We start from the raw sequence: 18,930 nt of genomic DNA on the forward strand, positions 1-18,930 counted from the left end.
CGGCGTCGCCCCGGCGCGCGGTTGCACCCTTCGCGGGAACGTGCGACGATCGTGGCGGACATGTGACTGGTCATGCAGGCAGGATCCGAACGTACGTGCATCGCACGGCGGTCGGGTCCTTTTTTTGTTGCCTGCGGCCGGCGCCGGAGCGGAGTCGCCCCGGCGGCACCGTCCGGGATTCCACAGGAGGAAAACGAATGACCACCACGAAGGATGCCGCCGGCGCGATCCTCGAGCACGTCGGCGGACCCGGCAACGTCGCGGCGCTGCAGCACTGCTCGACACGGCTCCGGTTCAATCTCGTCGACGACGCGCGCGCGGATGAGGCAGCGCTGCAGGCCGTACCGGGCGTCATCGGGGTCGTGCGCGGTCCGCAGACCCAGATCATCGTCGGCTCGAAGGTGGGCGACTACTTCACGGAGATCGAGAAGCTGCGCGGCGGGCGGGCGGCATCCCGCTCGGCGGGGGAGGCGCGACCGAAGCTCACGTGGAAGCGCGCGGGCTCGGCGATCATGGACTTCGTCGTCGCGGTGTTCACCCCGATCATCCCCGCCATCGCCGGCGCCGGTATCTTCAAGTCCTTCCTCATCCTCGCCTCGGCGCTGGGATGGATGCAGACCACCGACCCCAGCTACCAGGTGCTGTCGGCCATCCCCGATGCGGTCTTCTTCTTCCTGCCGCTGCTGGTCACCTACACCGCGGCGAAGAAGCTGGGGGTGAACATCCCCCTCGCCCTCGGCATCGTCGGACTCCTGGTGTTCCCGGCGTTCTCGGCCCTGCTGACGCAGGAGGGGGGAATCGCGCTGTTCGGGCTGCCGGTGCCGGCGATCGCCTACAACGCGCAGGTCTTCCCGCCGATCCTCGCCGTGCTGCTGCTCTGGCCCGTCGAGAAGCTCGCGACCCGCATCACGCCCGGCCCGATCCGCACCTTCTTCGTGCCGCTGCTGTGCTTCATCGTCGTCTCGCCGGTCATGATCTTCGCTCTCGGGCCGCTCGGCTACGGGCTCGGCTCGCTGCTGACCGGTGGCATGCTGTGGCTCTACGGCACTCTCGGCTGGGTCGCGATCGCGCTCCTGGCGGTCGTGCTTCCCTTCATCATCTCCGTCGGCATGCACAAGGCGTTCATCCCGCCGACGATCGCCACCGTCGCGCAGCAGGGACGCGACCCCTTCTACCTGGTGGCATCGCTGGCGCACAACATCGCCGAGTCGGGGTCGAGCCTGGCCATCGCCATCCGTACCCGCAACAAGACGCTGCGCGGCACCGCGATCTCCTCGGGCATCTCGGCGTTCTTCGGCATCACCGAGCCAGCCCTGTACGGCGTGACGCTGCAGAACCGCCGGGCCCTGTTCGCCGTGATCGCGGGCTCGCTCACCGGCGGCGTCTACCTCGGCCTCGCCGCGGTGGCCGCCTTCGCGATCGTGAGTCCCGGGGCCGCGAGCATCTCGATGTTCATCGACGTGCTCAACCCCTGGAACCTGATCCACGCCGTGATCGGCGCCCTCGTCGCCTTCGCGACCGCCTTCATCGTGGCCCTGGTCATCTGGAAGGACTCCGACTCGGGGACCATCCGCGCCCTCGAGGCGCAGGCGGGCGGTTCGGCCGGCGCCTCGACCTCGGACTCCGTCGCCGACGGGCGCCTCGTGGCTCCCGTCGCCGGTGAGGTGGTCGCGCTCGACCGCGTCGACGACCCGGTCTTCGGCGGCGGCATCCTCGGCGAGGGCGTCGCGATCCGCCCCAGCGCCGGCGCCGTCTACGCGCCGCTGTCGGGCGTCGTCTCGAGCCTGCTGCCGTCGAAGCACGCGTTCGGCATCACCGGCGACGACGGCGTCGAGATCCTCGTGCACGTGGGGCTCGACACCGTCAAGCTCGACGGTGCGCCCTTCGTCGCCCATGTCGCCCAGGGCGACCGGGTCGCGCGCGGACAGCTCGTGCTCGAGGCCGACCTCGAGGCGATCGAGCGCGCCGGGTTCGACACCATCACGCCGGTGGTCGTGCTCAACGGCGACGCGTTCGAGGTCGTCGAGGCGCTGACGGGTCCCGTCGAGGCAGGTACCGGCATCTTCACCGCACGCACCAAGGAGGCCGCTCGTGGCACTGTCTGATTCGTTCCTGTGGGGCGGCGCACTCGCCGCCAACCAAGCCGAGGGCGCGTGGCGCGAGGGCGGCCGCGGCCCGGCGGTGTCGGACATCGCCAAGTACCGGCCCAACGTCGATCCTCGGGAGTACGCGATCCACCACGCGCACACCGTCGAGAGCATCACGGCGGCGATGGCCGACGACGACGAGACGTATTACCCCAAGCGCCGCGGCATCGACTTCTATCACCGCTACCGGGAAGACGTGGCGCTGTTCGCCGAGATGGGCTTCACGGTGCTGCGGGTGTCGATCGCGTGGACGCGGCTGTACCCGACGGGGGAGGAGACCGAGCCCAACGAAGCGGGCATCGCGTTCTATCTCGACTTGTTCACCGAGATGCGACGGCTGGGCATCGAGCCGCTCGTGACGCTGTCGCACTACGACCCGCCGCTCGCGCTCGCGCTCAAGAGCAACGGGTGGGTCGACCGCGGCACGATCGCCCTGTTCGAGCGCTTCGCCCGCACGTGCTTCGAGCGCTTCGGCCACCTCGTGAAGCTGTGGCTGTCGTTCAACGAGATCGACGGCATCGTGCGGCATCCGCTCACCTCGGGCGGCATCATCGAGGAGACCGTCGAGGGCAGCGTGCTGCAGGCGTGCTACACGGCGCTCCACCACCAGTTCGTGGCGTCGGCGTCGGTGACGCGGATGCTGCACGAGATGTGGCCCGAGTCGCAGATGGGCTGCATGCTCACGATGCTCAAGACCTACCCGCTGACGTGCCACCCCGACGACATCGCGGCGACGCAGGCGAAGGACCGGCTGCTCTACCTCTGCACCGACGTCCAGGCCGGCGGCGCCTATCCCCGGCTCGCGCTCAACGCCCTCGCCCGCCAGGGCGTGGAGATCCCGTTCGCGCCCGGCGACGCCGAGCTGCTGCGCGAGCATCCCGTCGACTTCATCTCGCTGTCGTACTACATGACGCTCGCCGAGTCGGTCGACCCCGAAGCCGAGCGGACGCCGGGCAACACGGTGCTGGGGGTGAAGAACCCGTATCTCCCATCGAGCGAGTGGGGATGGCAGATCGATCCCGTGGGCCTGCGCATCTCGCTGATCGACCTGTACGACCGCTACGGCAAGCCGCTGTTCATCGTCGAGAACGGGCTGGGGATGCGCGATCAGGTCACCGCGGACGGCCGCATCCACGATCCGTACCGCATCGACTACTTCCGCGCGCACTTCCGGGAGATGATCCGCGCGGTGGATGAGGGTGTGGAGCTGATGGGATACACCAGCTGGGCGCCCATCGACATCATCAGCGCGTCGTCGTCGCAGATATCGAAGAGGTACGGTTTCATTCACGTCGACCTCGACGACCTGGGTCAGGGCAGCGGTGAGCGTCGGCGCAAGGATTCGTTCTGGTGGTACCAGCGGGTGATCGCCACGAACGGCGCAGACCTCGGGTGACCCCACTGCTTCACGAGCGTGAGGCCGGGTCGATGAGGACAGGCATGCAGATCATCAAGAAGGTGCTCAACTCGAGCGTCGTGCTCGTCGAGGACGAGCGCGGTGTCGAGCGGGTGCTGCTGGGCAAGGGCATCGGCTTCGGCGCCAAGCCCGGCGGAGCCGTCGACGAGAGCGCGACGGACCGCGTGTTCGTCGCGCTCGACGACGCCGACCAGCGGAACCTCGTCGAGCTGCTCGCTCAGATCCCGGGTGAGTTCGTCGAGCTCACCCGGGAGATCGTCCGCGACGCCGTCGCGGCGGGACTCGACCTCGACCCGCACATCTATCTGACCCTCACCGACCACCTCCACTTCGCCGTCGAGCGACACCGTCGCGGGCTCGTCGTCGTGAACCGGCTCGCGTGGGAGCTGCGCACCGTCTATCCCGACGAGTACGCGGTCGGCCGGCGGGGCGTCGAGCTGCTGCGCACGCGCATGCGGGTCGAGGTGCCCGACGAAGAGGCGGCGAACATCGCGTTCCACCTCGCGAACGCCGCGAACGGCCGAGCGGGTGCCGACACGATGCACGTCGTGCGGCTGATATCGGCGGCGACGACGATCGTCACCAACTCCACCGGCATCGTCTTCTCCGACGACCTGCACTCGTCGCGCTTCCTCGTGCACCTGCAGTTCTTCGCCGAGCGCGTGTTCGCGGGGCGCATGCTCGACGGCGACGACGGATTCCTCTTCGAGAGCATGGGGCAGCGGCATCCGCGTGCCCTGTCGACCGCCGAGCGGGTGCGAGCCCTCGTGCGCGCGCAGCACGACATCGAGATCTCCGACGAGGAGGTCGCCTACCTCGCGCTGCACATCGCCCGAGCAGTACCGGGCTGAGTCGGCGCCGATACACCTGCCGGACGGGCGGGACTGAAGTGGTCGGCAGCGACCCCGGGTGTCCCACCTGCCTCGGCCGTCCGACAGGTGTATCGCGTCAGTAGCCGGCGCGGGACGTGCGATCGGCCTCGGGCACCCAGGCCGCCGCGAGCGCCTCGGAGCCGCGGGCGAGCAGCGCGACGTCGGCTCCGACGAGCACGAAGTCAGCGCCGGCGTCGGCGTACTCGCGGGCCACTGCGGGATCGAAGGCGTTGACTCCCACGGGGGTGCCCGCGGCTCGCGCGTCGCTGAAGACCCGGCGCACCGCGGCGACGACCTCGGGATGCGTCTGCTGGCCGAGCAGCCCCATCGACGCGGCGAGGTCGCTCGGGCCGGCGAACACGCCGTCGACCCCGTCGACCGCCGCGATCGCGGCCGCAGCCTCGACCCCGGCGACCGTCTCGATCTGCACGAGAAGCGACACGTGCTGGTCGGCCTCGGCCAGGTAGTCGTCGACGCGGTTCCAGCGCGCCGAGCGTGCCAGCGCCGATCCGACCCCGCGGATGCCGCGCGGCGGATAGCGCACCGCCCGCACGGCCGCTTCGGCCTCGGCCACCGACGACACCATGGGGACGAGCAGGTTCTGCGCCCCGAGGTCGAGCACCTGCTTGATGACGACCGGATCGGCGGTCGGAACGCGAACGACCGTCGTCACCGAAGTCGCAGCGGCGGCTTGGAGCTGCGCGAGGACCGACTCCAGCCCGTTGGGGGAGTGCTCCATGTCGATGAGCAGCCAGTCGAGTCCCGCGCCCGCGCAGATCTCGGCGACCAGCGGCGACCCGGAGCACACCCACATCCCGGCGAGGGGTCGATCGGCCCGCGCGAGCACGTCGCGGAAGGTCGGTGTCAGACGAAACGGCATGCGATCACTCCCATCGGGCCATAGTCGCAGCGGACCTCGTCGCCGCGCGAGACCCACATCGGCCGCGTGAACGAGCCCGCGAGGATCAGCTCGCCCGCCTCCAGGCGCGCACCGTGCTGGGCCACTTTGTTGGCGAGCCACGCGACCCCCGTCGCGGGGTGTCCGAGCACGCCCGCGGCGACACCGGTCTCCTCGATGTCACCGTTGCGCGAGAGCAGCGCGGGCACCCAGCGCAGGTCGATCTCGTCGGGGCGACGGCGTTCGGTGCCGAGCACCATCGCGCCGTAGGCGGCGTTGTCGGCGATCGTGTCGACGATCGTCCGCCCCTCGAGCTCGATGTGCGAATTGAGCACCTCCAGAGCCGGGACGGCGTAGTCGATGGCAGCCAGCGCATCGGCCAAAGTGCAGTCCGGACCCGCGAGGGGGCGGGCCAGTGCGAAGGCGAGCTCGACCTCGACGCGCACGTTCGAGAACCGCTCGGTGGGGATCTCCGCCCCCGAGCCGTAGACGGTGTCGTCGAACATGACGCCGTAGTCGGGCTCGGTGATCCCGGTCGCCTGCTGCATCGCCCGCGAGGTCAGACCGATCTTGCGGCCCACCAGCCGGCGGCCCGCAGCGATCATGCGGTCGCGCCAGACACGCTGGATGGCGTACGAGTCGTCGATCGTCGCATCCGGGTAGCGCGCGGTGATGCGGGGGATGACCCCGTGCGAGCGATCCGCCTCGGCCAGCTCGCCGGCGATCGCGGCGATGTCGTCGTGAGAGAGCATGAGCGTCCTTCAGAGCTGGTGGCCGAGCTTGTACTCGCCCTGCTTGTATTCGGGCAGCTCGTCGTCGCCCGGGCGGGTGTACGAGAACCCGTCCGCGCCGATGGTGACGGCCATCTCGGAGTCGTCCGTGCGGGCGAGGACCGGCTGCGGGTTGCCGTCGAGGTCGAGGACGAGGGATGCCTCGCTGTACCACGACGGCACGACGGGATTGCCCCACCAGTCGCGGCGCTGATTGTCGTGGACGTCCCAGGTGATGACGGGGTTGTCGGGGTCGCCGGTGTAGTAGTCCTGCGTGTAGATCTCGACCCGGTGACCGTCGGGGTCGCGCAGATAGAGGTAGAAGGCGTTCGACACGCCGTGGCGGCCGGGGCCGCGCTCGATCGCGTCGGATCGGCGGAGCGCGCCGAGCTTGTCGCAGATGGCGAGGATGTTGTGCTTCTCGTGCGTCGCGAAGGCCACGTGGTGCATGCGGGGGCCGTCGCCGCCGGTCATCGCGGTGTCGTGGACGGTCGGCTTGCGCCGCATCCACGCCGCGTAGACGGTGCCGGCCTCGTCCTGGATGTCCTCGGTCACCCGGAAGCCGAGCGACTGCATGAAGTTCACCGCTCTCGGGACATCGGGGGTGACCTGGTTGAAGTGGTCGAGACGGACGAGCTCGCCGGGGGTGTGCAGGTCGTACCGCCACGAGAGACGCTCGACGTGCTCGGTCTGGAAGAAGAACTCGTACGGGAAGCCGAGCGGGTCCTCGACGCGCACGGCGTCGCCGATGCCCCGCACGAAACCGCCCGCGCGACGTTCGACCCGGCATCCGAGCTCGGTGTAGAACGCCACGGCGCGGTCGAGGTCGGCGGCCGAGCGCACGCGGTACGAGAACGCCGCCACGGCGGCGACCGGTCCCTGGCGGAGGACGAGGTTGTGGTGGATGAACTCCTCCGTCGAGCGCAGGTAGACGGCCTCGTCATCCTCCTCGGTGACGTAGAGCCCGAGCACGTCGACGTAGAACTCGCGCGACGCGGCGAGGTCGGTGACGACGAGTTCCATGTAGGCGCAGCGCAGGATGTCGGGGGCCGGCGCGGTGGGGGTCGGAATCGGGTCGGAGGCGGCGATCGGCGCCTCCTGGCTCACGAAATGGCCCGATGAGGTCCGGGTCATCTGGTCGCGGTGGGTCATGACAGCGTCCTTGCTCTCGAAGTCGGTGGTGGCGGTTGTTCAGCTCTTGCCGAACGTGGGGTTGTGCGCCCCGCCGAGCGTGATGTGCACCGCCTGCTGGTGCGTGTAGAAGTCGATCGACCGGTAGCCGCCCTCGTGCCCGAGGCCCGACGCCTTCACCCCGCCGAAGGGCGTGCGGAGGTCGCGCACGTTGTTGGAGTTGAGCCACACCATGCCCGCCTCCACCGCCTGCGAGAAGTTGTGCGCGCGCTTCAGATCGTTGGTCCAGACGTACGCGGCCAGGCCGTACCTCGTGTCGTTGGCGAGAGCGAGGGCCTCGGCATCCGTGTCGAACGGGGTGATGGCGACGACCGGCCCGAAGATCTCCTCCTGGAAGATCCGCGCGGTCGAGGCGACGTCGGCGAACACGGTGGGGGCGACGAAGGTGCCGCTCTCGAACCCCTCGGGGCGCCCGCCGCCCGCGACGAGCCGGCCCTCGCTCTTTCCGAGCTCGACGTACGACATGACCTTCTCGAAGTGCTCCGGGTGCACCAGCGCGCCGACCTCGGTGGCCGGGTCGTGGGGGTAGCCCACTGTCACGCGCTTCGCCTGCGCCGCGTAGCGCTCGACGAACTCGTCGTAGATCGCGCGTTCGACGAGGATGCGGCTGCCGGCGGTGCAGCGCTCGCCGTTGAGGGAGAACACCCCGAAGATCGTCGCGTCGATCGCCGCGTCGAGGTCGGCGTCGGCGAACACGATCGCGGGGCTCTTGCCGCCGAGCTCCATCGACAGGCCCTTGAGGTGCGGCGCCGCGTTGGCGAAGATCAGCTGGCCCGTCGAGCTCTCGCCCGTGAACGAGATGAGCGGGACGTCGGGATGCTTCACGAGCGCGTCGCCGGCGTCTTCGCCGAGGCCGTTCACGAGGTTGAACACCCCCGGCGGCAGCCCCGCCTCTTCGAAGATGCCCGCCCACAGCGATGCCGACAGCGGCGTGAACTCGGCCGGCTTGAGCACGACGGTATTGCCGGTCGCGAGCGCCGGGGCGAGCTTCCACGACTCGAGCATGAACGGGGTGTTCCACGGCGTGATGAGTCCCGCGACGCCGATGGGCTTGCGGTTGACGTAGTTGATCTGGCGGCCGGGGACCTTATAGGTGTCGTCGGTCTGCGCCACGATCAGGTCGGCGAAGAAGCGGAAGTTCTCGGCGGCTCGGCGGGCCTGACCGAGCGCCTGCGTGATCGGGAGCCCCGAGTCGAACGACTCGAGCTCGGCGAGACGGGCGTCGCGCGATTCGACGAGGTCGGCGATGCGGTGCAGCACCCGCGAGCGCTCGCGCGGCAGCATCCGGGGCCAGGGTCCATCGGTGAACGCGCGCCGGGCGGCTGCGACGGCCGCGTCGATGTCGGCCTTCTTGCCGGCCGCTGTCTGCAGGTAGACGCGGCCCGTCACCGGATCGAGGACGTCGAAGGTCGCTCCGTCGATCGAGTCGACGAGCTCGCCGTCGATGTAGTGACGGATCGACGCCGGCAGGTCGGCGGGGGTGTGGGGTGCGTTCATCGTCGGATCGGTCATCTCGTGCGTCCTTGCAACAGGGGGCGGTCAGAAGTTGGGCAGGCCGAGCGCCTGGTCGGGGTGCTCGTGCGTCATGTACGCGTCGAGGGTGGCCGAGCGGTGCCGCCGCGCGGCGTGCTCGATCTCGGTGAGCGGCGCGCCCCGCTCGATCAGGGCGAGGATCTGCTCGTGCTCGCGCACCGACTCCTGCGCGCGTCCCGGCACGAAGCTGAAGGTCGAGTCGCGCAGGTGACCGAGTCGGGCCCACTCGGTCTGCACCAGCTCGAGCATCCGGGGGTTCACGCACCGCTCGAACAGCACGGCGTGGAACTCCTGGTTCAGCCGGGTGAACGAGCGCGGATCGAAGTGGTCGAGCGACTCGGTCATCAGCTCGTTGATCTCGCGCGCACGCCGGATGTCGTCGACGTCGAGCGCGCGGGCGGCGAGAGCCGTGGCCGTCCCCTCGAGGATCGACAGGGCCTGCATGCTGTAGCGGTACTGCGAGTCGTCGACCATCGCCACGCGCGCGCCGATGTTGCGCTCGAACGTCACGAGGCCCTCGGCCTCCAGCTGACGGATCGCCTCGCGCACCGGAACGACGCTCATGTCGAGCTCGCCGGCGATCGTGCCGAGCACGAGGCGGTAGCCGGGCGTGAACTCCTGCTCCGCGATGCGCTCGCGGATCCAGTGATAGGCGCGCTGCGACTTGCTCTGCGTGTCGGCGGGGGCGGGGGTGCTCATGCGCCGCGCTCGCCGTCGTACCGGGCCCGCCAGCTCGCGTTCATCGGGAACAGGCCCTCGATGGCTGCTCCCTCGGCGACGCGCTGGGCGATCCAGGCGTCCTCGTCCTCCTGGGCGAGCGCGGCGTCGACGATCTCGACGACGAGCCCCGGCGGGATGACGATGACCCCGTCCGCGTCGCCGACGATGACATCACCCGGCTGCACCGTCGCCCCGCCGCAGGCGATCGTGCCGCCGGCCTCCCACGGCACGTGCCTGCGACCGAGGACGGCCGGGTGCGCGCCGGCGCTGTAGACGGGGAGGCCGGTGTCGGCCACGGCCGCCGCGTCGCGCACGCCGCCGTCGGTGACGATGCCGGCGGCTCCGCGCGCCTGCGCCCGCAGGGCGAGGATGTCGCCGAGCGTTCCCGATCCGGTCTCGCCGCGGGCCTCGATGACGATGACCTCACCCGTGGCGACACGGTCGAACGCCTGCTTCTGCGCGTTGAACCCGCCGCCGAAGTCGGCGAAGAGGTCTTCGCGCAGGGGGACGAACCGCAGCGTGGCAGCGGTTCCGATGAGTCTGCGCTCGGGGTGCATCGGTCGCACGCCGTCGATCGAGACGTTGTCGAGCCCGCGCTTGCGCAGCTGCTGCGACAGGGCTGCGACGGGGACGCGCTCGAGCTTGTCGCGCAGTTCCGGTGAGAGGCCGGATGCCGCGGGGGCCGGCTCTGCGGCGGGCAGCCCCGCGGCGGCGCGCGACCCCCAGGCCTCCTCGCGCTGCGTGTCGTCGACGGCGGGCAGCGACCCGAGGCCCGGGTCGAACCCGTCGGCCGTGCCTGCGGTGACGGTCGTGACGAGGCGCCCGGAGGTTGCTCCGGTCTCGAGTGCGTCGACCTCGACCTCGACGACGTCGCCCGGGACGATGACGGAGGAGCCGGCGGGTGTGCCCGTGAGGATGACGTCGCCGGTCTCGAGGGTCAGGTGCTGCGAGAGGTCGGCGACGATCTGCGCGAGCGGGAACAACAGGTCGGCGGCGGTGTCGTCCTGAACGAGGTCGCCGTTGACCCACGTGCGTACGCGCAGCCGACCGGGGTCGACGGTGCGCGCGTCGATGAGGTCTGGACCCAGGGGAGTGAAGCCGTCGCCGCTCTTCGATCGCAGGTTCGACCCCTTGTCCGCGGCGCGGAAGTCGTAGAGGCCGAGGTCGTTCGCGGCGGTGACCGCCGCGACGTGATCCCAGGCGTCGCCGAGGCCGACCCGGCGGGCGTCGCGGCCGATGACGAGCGCGATCTCGCCCTCGAACGCGAGCAGCTCGGTGCCCGCGGGACGCTCGACCGTGCCACCGGAGGCGGCGACGGAGCTCGACGCCTTGAGGAAGTACGAGGGCGCGGCGGGGGTGCGGCCTCGCTGTGCGGCTCGCGATCCGTAGCTCAGGTGGACGGCGATGATCTTGCCGGGCCGGTCGGAGCGTCCTCGCTCTTGTCTCATATTCGAAATCGTATATGATCAGCGGCAGCAGAACAACGTCTGCAGACAACGTCGTCGACAGCTCGGGAGCACGAAGATGAGCACCCCCACACCCGCATCCGGCCGCGCCGCGCGCAGCGGCTTCACCCCCACCGGCACCATCGCGACCGCGGCCGACCGCCGCCGCGTGGTGTTCGCCACCGTCGTCGGGACCACCGTCGAGTGGTACGACTTCTTCATCTACGCCACCGCTGTCGGGCTCGTGTTCGGCCAGCTCTTCTTCGCGCCGCTCGGCGCCAACAGCGCCCTCATCGGCTTCGCCACCGTCGGTGTGAGCTTCCTCTTCCGGCCCCTCGGCGCCTTCCTCGCGGGCCACCTCGGCGACCGGCTCGGACGCAAGGTCGTGCTGATGTGGACGCTCGTCCTCATGGGCGCGGCGACCGCCCTGATCGGCGTCCTCCCGACCTACGAGACGATCGGGCTCGCAGCGCCCGTCCTCCTCGTCCTCCTGCGGATCCTCCAGGGGATCTCGGCCGGCGGCGAGTGGGGCGGCGCCGTGCTCATGGCCGTCGAGCACGCCCCGAAGACGCGACGCGGCGCGTTCGGCGCGTCGCCGCAGATCGGGGTGCCGCTCGGACTTCTGCTCGCGTCGGGCGTGATGGCGCTCATGGCGATGATCGCCCCGGGCGACGCCTTCCTGGTGTGGGGCTGGCGCGTGCCGTTCCTGCTGAGCGTCGTCCTCATCCTCGTCGGCTGGTACGTGCGACGCCGCGTCGAGGAGAGCCCGGTCTTCACGGAGCTCGCCGAGCGCCGCGAGAAGGCGCACATGCCGATCGTGCAGCTGTTCCGGAAGCACGCGCTGGTCGTCATCATCGCGGCGTTCGTGTTCGCGGGCAACAACGCCGTCGGCTACATGACCACCGGCGGCTACATCCAAAACTACGCGACCAACCCCGACGGCCCCCTCGCGTTCGACCGCGAGCCGGTGCTGTGGGCGGTCGCGGGCTCGGCGGTCACGTGGCTGATCTCGACGCTCGTCGCCGGCTTCGTCTCCGACCGCATCGGCCGCCGGACGACCTACATCGCCGGGTGGATCCTCCAGCTCGTGGGCGTGTTCACGCTCTTCCCGCTCGTGAACTCCGGCAGCATCGGTCTGCTCTTCCTCGGGCTCGCCATCCTCACGATCGGCCTGGGCCTCACCTACGGCCCGCAGGCGGCCCTCTACGCCGAGCTGTTCCCGGCGTCGATCCGGTTCTCGGGGGTGTCGATCTCGTACGCGATCGGCGCGATCCTCGGCGGTGCGTTCGCGCCGACCATCGCGACCGCGCTCGTCCAGGCGACGGGGACGACCATGTCGGTCACCTGGTACCTGGCCGGGATGACGATGCTCGGGCTCATCGCGACCCTGCTGCTCCGGGACCGCAGCGGCATTCCGCTCGATCCCGATCACGAGGCCGAGCAGTCGGTCAGCCCCGTCGTCGGCACCGGCCGGCGCTGACCGGCCTCGAACGAGGAGTGCGGAGATGCAGTTCCATCACCACGGCTACGTCTCGGGTGATCCGCGCGTGCAGCCCGCGGCCGGGCGGGGCCTGAACCGTCCGACGGAGCTGCCCGACGAGACCGACGTGCTGATCGTCGGCTCGGGTCCGGCGGGGATGCTGCTGGCGGCCCAGCTGTCGCAGTTCCCCGACGTCGACGTGCGTCTCATCGAGCGGCGCGAGGGACGGCTGGAGCTCGGCCAGGCCGACGGCATCCAGCCCCGCAGCGTCGAGACGTTCCAGGCGTTCGGCTTCGCCGAGCGCATCACGGCCGAGGCGTACAACATCGGTCACATGAACTTCTGGGCGCCCGACCCGGAGGATCCGGACCGGATCGTGCGCACCGCGCGCACCGAGGACTACGCCCTCCGCATGAGCGAGTTCCCGCACCTCATCGTCAACCAGGCGCGCGTGCTCGACTACTTCGCCGAGGCCGCGGCCGCGGGTCCGGGTCGCGTCGCGCCGGACTACGGAGTGGAGTTCCTCGGCCTGTCCGTCGGCGACGAGGGCGAGTACCCGATCGAGGTCCGCGTGCGTCACCTCACGGGTGAGCGGACGGGAGAGGAACGGACGATCCGCGCGAAGTACGTCGCCGGCTGCGACGGCGCGCGCAGCCGCGTGCGCGCGGCGATCGGCCGCGTGCACGTCGGCGATGCGTCGGCGCACGCATGGGGTGTCATGGACGTGCTCGTGAACACCGACTTCCCGGACTGGCGCATCAAGTGCGCCATCAACTCCGCCGCCGGCAACATCCTGCACATCCCACGGGAGGGCGGATACCTCAGCCGCATGTACATCGATCTCGGCGAGGTCGCACCCGACGACGACCACCGCGTGCGCCAGACCCCGATCGACGAGATCATCCGGCGCGCCAACGCGATCCTCCACCCGTACTCGATCGACGTGAAAGAGGTCGCCTGGCACAGCGTCTACGAGGTCGGGCACCGGGTCACCGACGGGTTCGACGACGTCCCCGAGGGGGTCGATCGCGAGCCGCGCGTGTTCCTCACCGGAGACGCGTGCCACACCCACAGCGCGAAGGCGGGGCAGGGCATGAACGTCTCGATGCAGGACGGCTTCAATCTCGGCTGGAAGCTCGGGCACGTCCTCACCGGTCTCGCGTCGCCGACGCTGCTGTCGACCTATTCCGCCGAGCGGCGCCCCGTCGCGCAGCAGCTCATCGACTTCGACCGGGAGTGGTCGGCGCTCATGGCCCGGAAGCCCCAGGAGATCACCGATCCGCAGGATCTCGCGACCCATTACCTCGCGACAGCGGAGTTCCCCTCGGGCTTCCGCACCCGCTACGAACCGTCGGAGATCGTCGCCGGCGGCGAGCACCAGGACCTGGCGATCGGCTTCCCGATCGGGATGCGCTTCGCGTCGGTCGAGGTCGCCCGTGTCGCGGACGGCAACGCCGTCCACCTCGGGCACCACGCGCGGGCCGACGGGCGGTGGCGCATCTACGCGTTCGCCGATTCCCCGGGGCCCGGCGAGCCCTCCGCCCTGGCCGACCTCGCCGCGTGGCTCGCGTCGCCCGCATCCCCGGTGGTGCGGCACACGCCCGCAGGTGCCGACATCGACGCGGTGTTCGACGTCAAGGTCGTCTACCAGCAGCGATACGACGAGATCGAACTCCCGCTCGTGCCCGCGATCTTCCGCCCGCAGACGGGGCCGCTCGGTCTCACGGACTGGGAGAAGGTGTTCGCGGCGGCGCCGAGCGCGTGGCATCGTGTCGACATCTTCGACGAGCGCGGCCTCTCGCGCGACGGGGTCCTCGTCGTGGTGCGTCCCGACCAGTACGTCGCGGCGGTGCTGCCGCTGGCTGCGACCGACGAGCTCACCGCCTTCTTCGCGGGTGCCTTGGCCTCGCGCTAGGAGTTCACCCGCAGGATCTCCTCCTGATACGGGGCACGGATCGAGCTCGACACTCGCAGGTCGAGCAGGAGGAACGGCCGGTCTTCGGCGGGCCGCTCGCGCCACCGGGCGAGGGCGTCCAGGTCGTCGAGCGTGCGCACGACGACGCCTTCGCCGCCGACCGCGCGGCTCAGCGCTGCGAAGGCGACCTCGGGGATGAGCATGGGCTCCGGAGCGAGACCCTGCGCGCCGTACAGGTGCACCTCCGCCCCATAGGCGCGATCGTTCCAGACGACCGCGAGGCCATGGCCGCCCGCGACCCGGACGGCGGACTCGAGGTCGCTGACGGCCATGAGGCCCCCGCCGTCGCCCGTCGTCAGGACGATGGTCGCGTCGGGACGAGCGCGCGCCGCGCCGGGAACGGACGGGAATCCGAGTCCGATCGACTGGTAGGCCGTGCCCACCATCATCATCCGGTCGGGTGATGCCACCGGCCAGTACATGTTCGCCCACCCGATGAAGTGGCCGCCGTCCGAGACGACGACGCGATCCTCCGGGAGCAGATCGGCCAGACGCCGTGCGGCCGCGCGGGGGTCGAGGCGCCCGTCGGGCGCGAGCCCGTCGCCGTGGTCGTAGGAGCGCAGGGCCGCGACGTCGAGCGTCTCGCGCCACCCGCTCGAGCGCGCGCCGAGAGCGGCCAGCTCGTCGACCAGGGCGCGGGCGGCGACGCCGGCATCGGCTCGGACGTACAGTCCGACGTTCGGATGCGTCGCCGTGGGCGCCACGTCGACCTGCGCCACCGTGGTGCCGGGGGCGAAGAGCGCGCCGAACCGCATCGTGAACTGATTGAGCGAGGCGCCGAACACCACGACCACGTCGGCCTCGCGGACGGCGGCCATCGCGCCCTCGGCACCGAACCCGCCGGTCACGCCGAGGTCGAACTCGGACCGGGGGAACAGGCCGCGCCCGAGGGCTGTCGTGGCGGTGAGGGCACCGGTGGCATCGGCGATCGCCCCGAGTGCCGGACCCGCACCGGCGAGCCACGCCCCCCGACCCGCGACGAGGAGGGGTCGCTGCGCCCCGCTGAGAGCCCGGGCGACCTGCCGGAGGACACCGGTCGTGAAGGGCGTGGCCGGGGGGAGCGCCGGTGCGGGCCGCGGCTCGGGGATCGGGGGGAGCGGGCCCGCGTCGGCTCTCGCGACGTCGTAGGGGATCGCGAGGACGACGGGCGAGGAGAAGGCGAGAGCGTGTTCGATCGCGATGATCGTCGTGGCCACCGCATCCGTCCGGCCGACCGTGTACGTGCGGACCCCGACCGCCGAGGCGAGGGCGATCTGATCGACGTCCCAGGGGCGAGGCCCCGACGTGGGAGCGTCTCCGACGACCAGGACGAGCGGCGTGCGTGCCTGGGCCGCCTCGGCGAGAGCGGTGAGAGTGTTGGTGAATCCCGCGCCGTACGTCGCAGTCGCCGCGGCGAGCCCGCCACCCGCGCGGTAGTGGGCGTCGGCCGCCACGACGCCGCCCGCTTCGTGGCGGAGGGCGGTGAAGGCGACCTCGGGGGAGCGCTCGATCGCGTCGAGCAGGTGGGCGTTGCCGTTGCCCATCACCCCGAAGACGTCCGTGATGTGGCGAGAGAGTGCGGCGGAGACGTGCGCGGAGACGGACGGCATGGCGATGCCTTTCGAGACGTAACGGAGATCGAGGCCGTATGTGTCTCACGCGCGGATGCCGCTTCGTGCTCATTTTTCGAGCACCGACGACAACGCCGCCGCCGGACGTTCCGATTATAGGAACGTCCGGCGGCGGCGTGAAGAGGAGAGCGGGTTACGCCGGGATCTTGAGGCGCGGGACGCCCGCGGTCACGGGGCGGAGCTCCCGCTGCGGTGCTTCGGGGATCTCCTGGTCGAGCGCGACGATGAGCCCGGCCGACGACGTCGCGGCGTTCGCCATGTCGCGCACGGCCGCGGGGTTCAGCACCTCCATGTCGGCGGTGTCGAAGACGAAGCGGAGCGGGATGGACGGCTGCAGCCAGATCGAGGAACGGCCGTCGTCGGCGGTCCACGACATCATGAAGCTTTCGTTGCGACGCAGCTTCGTCGCGATGACCACCTTCAGGTGTGCGAGCAGGCGGTCCGGGATCTCGATTCGGGTGTCGGAGTTTCCGTAGTGGAGCTGTCCCATGCTGTCCTCCTGAGATCGTCGGGTCGGGGAAGTGTTGGTTCCCTTGTTAAGTATCTAGCCAGACAAGACAGTTTCTGTCAATTCCTAGTTCCTAAGTATCTCACGTCCTGTGAAAGATGCCTAGTGTCAAGGTCGGCTAGTGTTCTAAGATGCTCGCTAGGAGGTGGCAACCCGATGCTTCAAAACGTCGTCCGTCATGAAGGACTTCACCTCTATGCGGATCAGCCCCGCGACGAGGTCGGCCGCCGGCTGAGCGATGCCGTTCTGCAGCTACGCCGTGCAGAGCAGGTGCAGGCCGGGCTCGCCGTGCGCGCGGCCGAGCTGTCGGCGATCGATCTGACCGCATTGCGCTATCTCGTGCAGGGGCACCGCGACGGGCGCGACCTCGGGCCGAAAGACCTCATCGTCATGCTCGCCACCTCGAGCGCGACCGTGACCAACGTCGTCGAGCGTCTCGCCTCGAAGGGGCTCGTCGAGCGGGTGCAGCACCCCAGCGACCGTCGCGCGCACTACCTGGTGCCCACGGAGTCGGCGATCGAACGCGTGGACGAGGCCTTCGCCGCCCACCACCGCGCGATCGTGAGCGTCATCGATCAGCTCGACGACGAGCGCGCCGCGATCGCGGCAGAGGTCATCGGGATGCTCGCCGCTGCGCTCGACGACGTCGCCGAGCGCAGCGCCTGACCCCGAACACGCACAAGGGCCGGTTCGCACGTCAGTGGGAACCGGCCCTCGCCTTCGTCTGTCAGCTGTCTTCGCCCTCGGCCTGCGAGGGGTGACCTGGAGCCTCTTCGGGCGCCTCGCCCGTATCGGGGTGCTCCGGGTCTGCGCCTTCGGCCTGGCTGGGCTTCGCGTCGTCTCGTGACATCGACGGTCTCCTTTCGCGGTGGCTTGTCGTCTTCTGGCTATCACGCTTGTTCCGCCCTCGCCATCCCCTGGCCCCGGCCCGGGCGTCGTGCTTACGGTCGGGCCATGTCCGACTCATCTGATTCCCTGACCGACGAAGACGCCCGTCGAGAAGAGCTGCTGCGCGCCGGCGGATCGACCGAGGCCGACGCGGCACCCCGCATCGAGACGAGCGAGCACGACGGCGTCACGCGCATCGACATCGCCGACACGGCGGCCGTGCGACCCGGGCCCGGACCCGGCACGCCCGAAGCGGACGGCGACGACACGGAGGAGGCACGATGAAGGCGCTGACCTGGCAGGGGCGACGCAATGTCTCCGTGGAGACCGTGCCCGACCCCGAGATCCTCGAGCCGACGGATGCGATCGTGAAGATCACCTCGACGGCGATCTGCGGCTCCGACCTGCACCTGTACGAGATCTTCGGACCGTTCATCGACAGCGGCGACGTGCTCGGCCACGAGCCGATGGGAGTCGTCGTCGAGGTCGGCTCGGCCGTCACGAATCTCGCCGTCGGCGACCGCATCGTCGTTCCCTTCAACATCTCCTGCGGACACTGCTTCATGTGCCGGCGCGGGCTGCAGTCGCAGTGCGAGACCACGCAGGTCACCGAGTACGGCAGCGGAGCATCGCTGTTCGGCTACACCAAGCTCTACGGCCAGGTCCCGGGCGGACAGGCCGAGTACCTCCGCGTCCCGCTCGCCGACTACAACCACATCCTCGTCGGCGCCGACCTGCCCGACGACCGGTACCTGTTCCTCAGCGACATCCTCCCCACGGCATGGCAGGGCGTCGAGTACGCGAACGTGCCCGAGGGCGGGACGCTCGCCGTCATGGGGCTCGGCCCGGTCGGTCAGTTCGTCGCGCGCGTCGGTGTCCACCGCGGCTACCGCGTGCTGGCCGTCGATCCCGTCGCCGAGCGTCGCGCGATGGCCGAGCGACACGGCGCCGACGTCTTCGACCTCACCGACTCGGTCGTCGACGAGCTGCGCGACCTCACCGACGGGCGGGGAGCGGATGCCGTCGTCGACGCCGTCGGCATGGAGGCGCACGGCAACCCCGGCGTGGCCACCGTGCACAAGGCGCTGGGGCTGCTGCCCGACGCCCTCGCCCAGAAGGTGATGGAGACCGGCGGGCTCGACCGGCTCGCCGCCCTCCATTCGTCCATCGACATCGTCCGCCGCGGCGGCACGGTGTCCCTCAGCGGTGTGTACGCCGGTGAGGCGGACGTGATGCCGATGAAGACGATGTTCGACAAGCAGCTGAGCCTGCGCATGGGGCAGTGCAACGTCAAGCGTTGGGTCGACGACCTCCTGCCCCTTGTCGAGGACCCCTCCGACCCGCTCGGCGTGATGGATCTGACGACGCACCGGGCGCCGCTCGCCGACGCGCCGGGCCTCTACGAGATGTTCCAGAAGAAGGAGGACGGTTGCATCAAGGTGGTGCTGCAGCCGTGACCCCCGCCGATCGAGGAGG

Annotated in this window: 17 protein-coding genes; 8 read left to right on the top strand and 9 right to left on the bottom strand. The window is 70.2% G+C overall.

What is annotated here, in order from left to right:
- Positions 1-197: 197 nt before the first annotated feature.
- From ACPYN5_RS11165 to ACPYN5_RS11175, 3 genes are read left to right on the top strand one after another with little or no spacing between them, the layout of a single operon-like run.
- Positions 198-2,105, top strand: coding sequence for a glucose PTS transporter subunit IIA (locus ACPYN5_RS11165; RefSeq protein WP_424449061.1), 1,908 nt, complete (start codon positions 198-200; stop codon positions 2,103-2,105).
- On the top strand, positions 2,092-3,543 hold the full coding sequence (locus ACPYN5_RS11170; protein WP_424449062.1) for a family 1 glycosylhydrolase: 1,452 nt from the start codon (positions 2,092-2,094) through the stop codon (positions 3,541-3,543). The genes ACPYN5_RS11165 and ACPYN5_RS11170 overlap by 14 nt, the downstream gene beginning before the upstream one ends.
- A gap of 44 nt (positions 3,544-3,587) precedes the next feature.
- Positions 3,588-4,415 (top strand): PRD domain-containing protein, encoded by an 828-nt coding sequence (locus tag ACPYN5_RS11175; RefSeq protein ID WP_424449063.1) that lies wholly within the window; start codon positions 3,588-3,590, stop codon positions 4,413-4,415.
- A gap of 97 nt (positions 4,416-4,512) precedes the next feature.
- On the opposite strand, the gene ACPYN5_RS11180 is transcribed toward ACPYN5_RS11175, so the two are convergent.
- From ACPYN5_RS11180 to ACPYN5_RS11205, 6 genes are read right to left on the bottom strand one after another with little or no spacing between them, the layout of a single operon-like run.
- The gene (locus ACPYN5_RS11180) at positions 4,513-5,316 is read right to left on the bottom strand and encodes an aldolase/citrate lyase family protein (protein WP_424449064.1); all 804 of its coding nucleotides are present in this window, start codon (positions 5,314-5,316) and stop codon (positions 4,513-4,515) included.
- The gene (locus ACPYN5_RS11185) at positions 5,301-6,086 is read right to left on the bottom strand and encodes a 2-keto-4-pentenoate hydratase (RefSeq protein ID WP_424449065.1); all 786 of its coding nucleotides are present in this window, start codon (positions 6,084-6,086) and stop codon (positions 5,301-5,303) included. Before ACPYN5_RS11185 ends, ACPYN5_RS11180 begins: the two co-directional genes overlap by 16 nt.
- A 9-nt stretch (positions 6,087-6,095) precedes the next feature.
- Entirely contained in the window at positions 6,096-7,256 is a 1,161-nt protein-coding gene (gene hpaD, locus ACPYN5_RS11190; protein WP_424449066.1) for a 3,4-dihydroxyphenylacetate 2,3-dioxygenase, read from the bottom strand.
- A gap of 39 nt (positions 7,257-7,295) precedes the next feature.
- On the bottom strand, positions 7,296-8,807 hold the full coding sequence (gene hpaE / locus ACPYN5_RS11195) for a 5-carboxymethyl-2-hydroxymuconate semialdehyde dehydrogenase (RefSeq protein ID WP_424449067.1): 1,512 nt from the start codon (positions 8,805-8,807) through the stop codon (positions 7,296-7,298).
- 27 nt (positions 8,808-8,834) lie between these two features.
- The gene (locus ACPYN5_RS11200; RefSeq protein WP_424449068.1) at positions 8,835-9,527 is read right to left on the bottom strand and encodes a GntR family transcriptional regulator; all 693 of its coding nucleotides are present in this window, start codon (positions 9,525-9,527) and stop codon (positions 8,835-8,837) included.
- Positions 9,524-10,996 carry a fumarylacetoacetate hydrolase family protein gene (locus tag ACPYN5_RS11205; RefSeq protein ID WP_424449069.1) on the bottom strand — a complete coding sequence of 491 codons (1,473 nt, stop codon included), beginning with the start codon at positions 10,994-10,996 and terminating at the stop codon, positions 9,524-9,526. Before ACPYN5_RS11205 ends, ACPYN5_RS11200 begins: the two co-directional genes overlap by 4 nt.
- A gap of 76 nt (positions 10,997-11,072) precedes the next feature.
- Here ACPYN5_RS11205 and ACPYN5_RS11210 point away from each other — a divergent pair, with 76 nt between their 5' ends.
- Both ACPYN5_RS11210 and ACPYN5_RS11215 read left to right on the top strand, forming a co-directional pair.
- Positions 11,073-12,473 carry an MFS transporter gene (locus tag ACPYN5_RS11210; RefSeq protein ID WP_424449070.1) on the top strand — a complete coding sequence of 467 codons (1,401 nt, stop codon included), beginning with the start codon at positions 11,073-11,075 and terminating at the stop codon, positions 12,471-12,473.
- A 25-nt stretch (positions 12,474-12,498) separates the two neighbouring features.
- On the top strand, positions 12,499-14,388 hold the full coding sequence (locus ACPYN5_RS11215; RefSeq protein ID WP_424449071.1) for an FAD-dependent monooxygenase: 1,890 nt from the start codon (positions 12,499-12,501) through the stop codon (positions 14,386-14,388).
- Here ACPYN5_RS11215 and ACPYN5_RS11220 read toward each other — a convergent pair.
- Positions 14,385-16,037, bottom strand: a complete 1,653-nt coding sequence (locus ACPYN5_RS11220; protein WP_424449072.1) for a thiamine pyrophosphate-binding protein — start codon at positions 16,035-16,037, stop codon at positions 14,385-14,387. The genes ACPYN5_RS11215 and ACPYN5_RS11220 overlap by 4 nt on opposite strands.
- Positions 16,038-16,191: 154 nt before the next feature.
- Positions 16,192-16,548: a DUF7882 family protein gene (locus ACPYN5_RS11225; RefSeq protein WP_424449073.1), complete on the bottom strand. Its 357-nt coding sequence runs from the start codon at positions 16,546-16,548 to the stop codon at positions 16,192-16,194.
- Positions 16,549-16,722: 174 nt separating this feature from the next.
- Here ACPYN5_RS11225 and ACPYN5_RS11230 point away from each other — a divergent pair, with 174 nt between their 5' ends.
- The gene (locus ACPYN5_RS11230) at positions 16,723-17,232 is read left to right on the top strand and encodes a MarR family winged helix-turn-helix transcriptional regulator (protein WP_424449074.1); all 510 of its coding nucleotides are present in this window, start codon (positions 16,723-16,725) and stop codon (positions 17,230-17,232) included.
- A gap of 61 nt (positions 17,233-17,293) precedes the next feature.
- Here the strand turns inward: ACPYN5_RS11230 and ACPYN5_RS11235 are convergent, their stop codons facing one another.
- The gene (locus ACPYN5_RS11235; RefSeq protein ID WP_424449075.1) at positions 17,294-17,416 is read right to left on the bottom strand and encodes a hypothetical protein; all 123 of its coding nucleotides are present in this window, start codon (positions 17,414-17,416) and stop codon (positions 17,294-17,296) included.
- Between the two features lie 104 nt (positions 17,417-17,520).
- Here ACPYN5_RS11235 and ACPYN5_RS11240 point away from each other — a divergent pair, with 104 nt between their 5' ends.
- Positions 17,521-17,739, top strand: coding sequence for a multidrug transporter (locus tag ACPYN5_RS11240; RefSeq protein ID WP_424449077.1), 219 nt, complete (start codon positions 17,521-17,523; stop codon positions 17,737-17,739).
- Positions 17,736-18,911: a zinc-dependent alcohol dehydrogenase gene (locus ACPYN5_RS11245; protein WP_424449078.1), complete on the top strand. Its 1,176-nt coding sequence runs from the start codon at positions 17,736-17,738 to the stop codon at positions 18,909-18,911. The genes ACPYN5_RS11240 and ACPYN5_RS11245 overlap by 4 nt, the downstream gene beginning before the upstream one ends.
- Positions 18,912-18,930 lie beyond the last annotated feature (19 nt).

Origin of the sequence: Microbacterium arborescens (genome assembly GCF_049707515.1) — a bacterium.
In the GTDB taxonomy this organism is placed as follows: domain Bacteria; phylum Actinomycetota; class Actinomycetes; order Actinomycetales; family Microbacteriaceae; genus Microbacterium; species Microbacterium arborescens_B.

Bases quoted from the DNA above. Each gene is read 5' to 3' on its own strand.
- ACPYN5_RS11245 (WP_424449078.1), top strand. From the start codon at position 17,736: ATGAAGGCGCTGACCTGGCAGGGGCGACGCAATGTCTCCGTGGAGACC.
- ACPYN5_RS11220 (WP_424449072.1), bottom strand. From the start codon at position 16,037: ATGCCGTCCGTCTCCGCGCACGTCTCCGCCGCACTCTCTCGCCACATC.
- ACPYN5_RS11205 (WP_424449069.1), bottom strand. From the start codon at position 10,996: ATGAGACAAGAGCGAGGACGCTCCGACCGGCCCGGCAAGATCATCGCC.
- ACPYN5_RS11235 (WP_424449075.1), bottom strand. From the start codon at position 17,416: ATGTCACGAGACGACGCGAAGCCCAGCCAGGCCGAAGGCGCAGACCCG.
- ACPYN5_RS11215 (WP_424449071.1), top strand. From the start codon at position 12,499: ATGCAGTTCCATCACCACGGCTACGTCTCGGGTGATCCGCGCGTGCAG.
- ACPYN5_RS11225 (WP_424449073.1), bottom strand. From the start codon at position 16,548: ATGGGACAGCTCCACTACGGAAACTCCGACACCCGAATCGAGATCCCG.
- ACPYN5_RS11200 (WP_424449068.1), bottom strand. From the start codon at position 9,527: ATGAGCACCCCCGCCCCCGCCGACACGCAGAGCAAGTCGCAGCGCGCC.
- hpaD (WP_424449066.1), bottom strand. From the start codon at position 7,256: ATGACCCACCGCGACCAGATGACCCGGACCTCATCGGGCCATTTCGTG.
- ACPYN5_RS11240 (WP_424449077.1), top strand. From the start codon at position 17,521: ATGTCCGACTCATCTGATTCCCTGACCGACGAAGACGCCCGTCGAGAA.
- ACPYN5_RS11210 (WP_424449070.1), top strand. From the start codon at position 11,073: ATGAGCACCCCCACACCCGCATCCGGCCGCGCCGCGCGCAGCGGCTTC.
- ACPYN5_RS11230 (WP_424449074.1), top strand. From the start codon at position 16,723: ATGCTTCAAAACGTCGTCCGTCATGAAGGACTTCACCTCTATGCGGAT.
- ACPYN5_RS11165 (WP_424449061.1), top strand. From the start codon at position 198: ATGACCACCACGAAGGATGCCGCCGGCGCGATCCTCGAGCACGTCGGC.
- hpaE (WP_424449067.1), bottom strand. From the start codon at position 8,807: ATGACCGATCCGACGATGAACGCACCCCACACCCCCGCCGACCTGCCG.
- ACPYN5_RS11175 (WP_424449063.1), top strand. From the start codon at position 3,588: ATGCAGATCATCAAGAAGGTGCTCAACTCGAGCGTCGTGCTCGTCGAG.
- ACPYN5_RS11180 (WP_424449064.1), bottom strand. From the start codon at position 5,316: ATGCCGTTTCGTCTGACACCGACCTTCCGCGACGTGCTCGCGCGGGCC.
- ACPYN5_RS11185 (WP_424449065.1), bottom strand. From the start codon at position 6,086: ATGCTCTCTCACGACGACATCGCCGCGATCGCCGGCGAGCTGGCCGAG.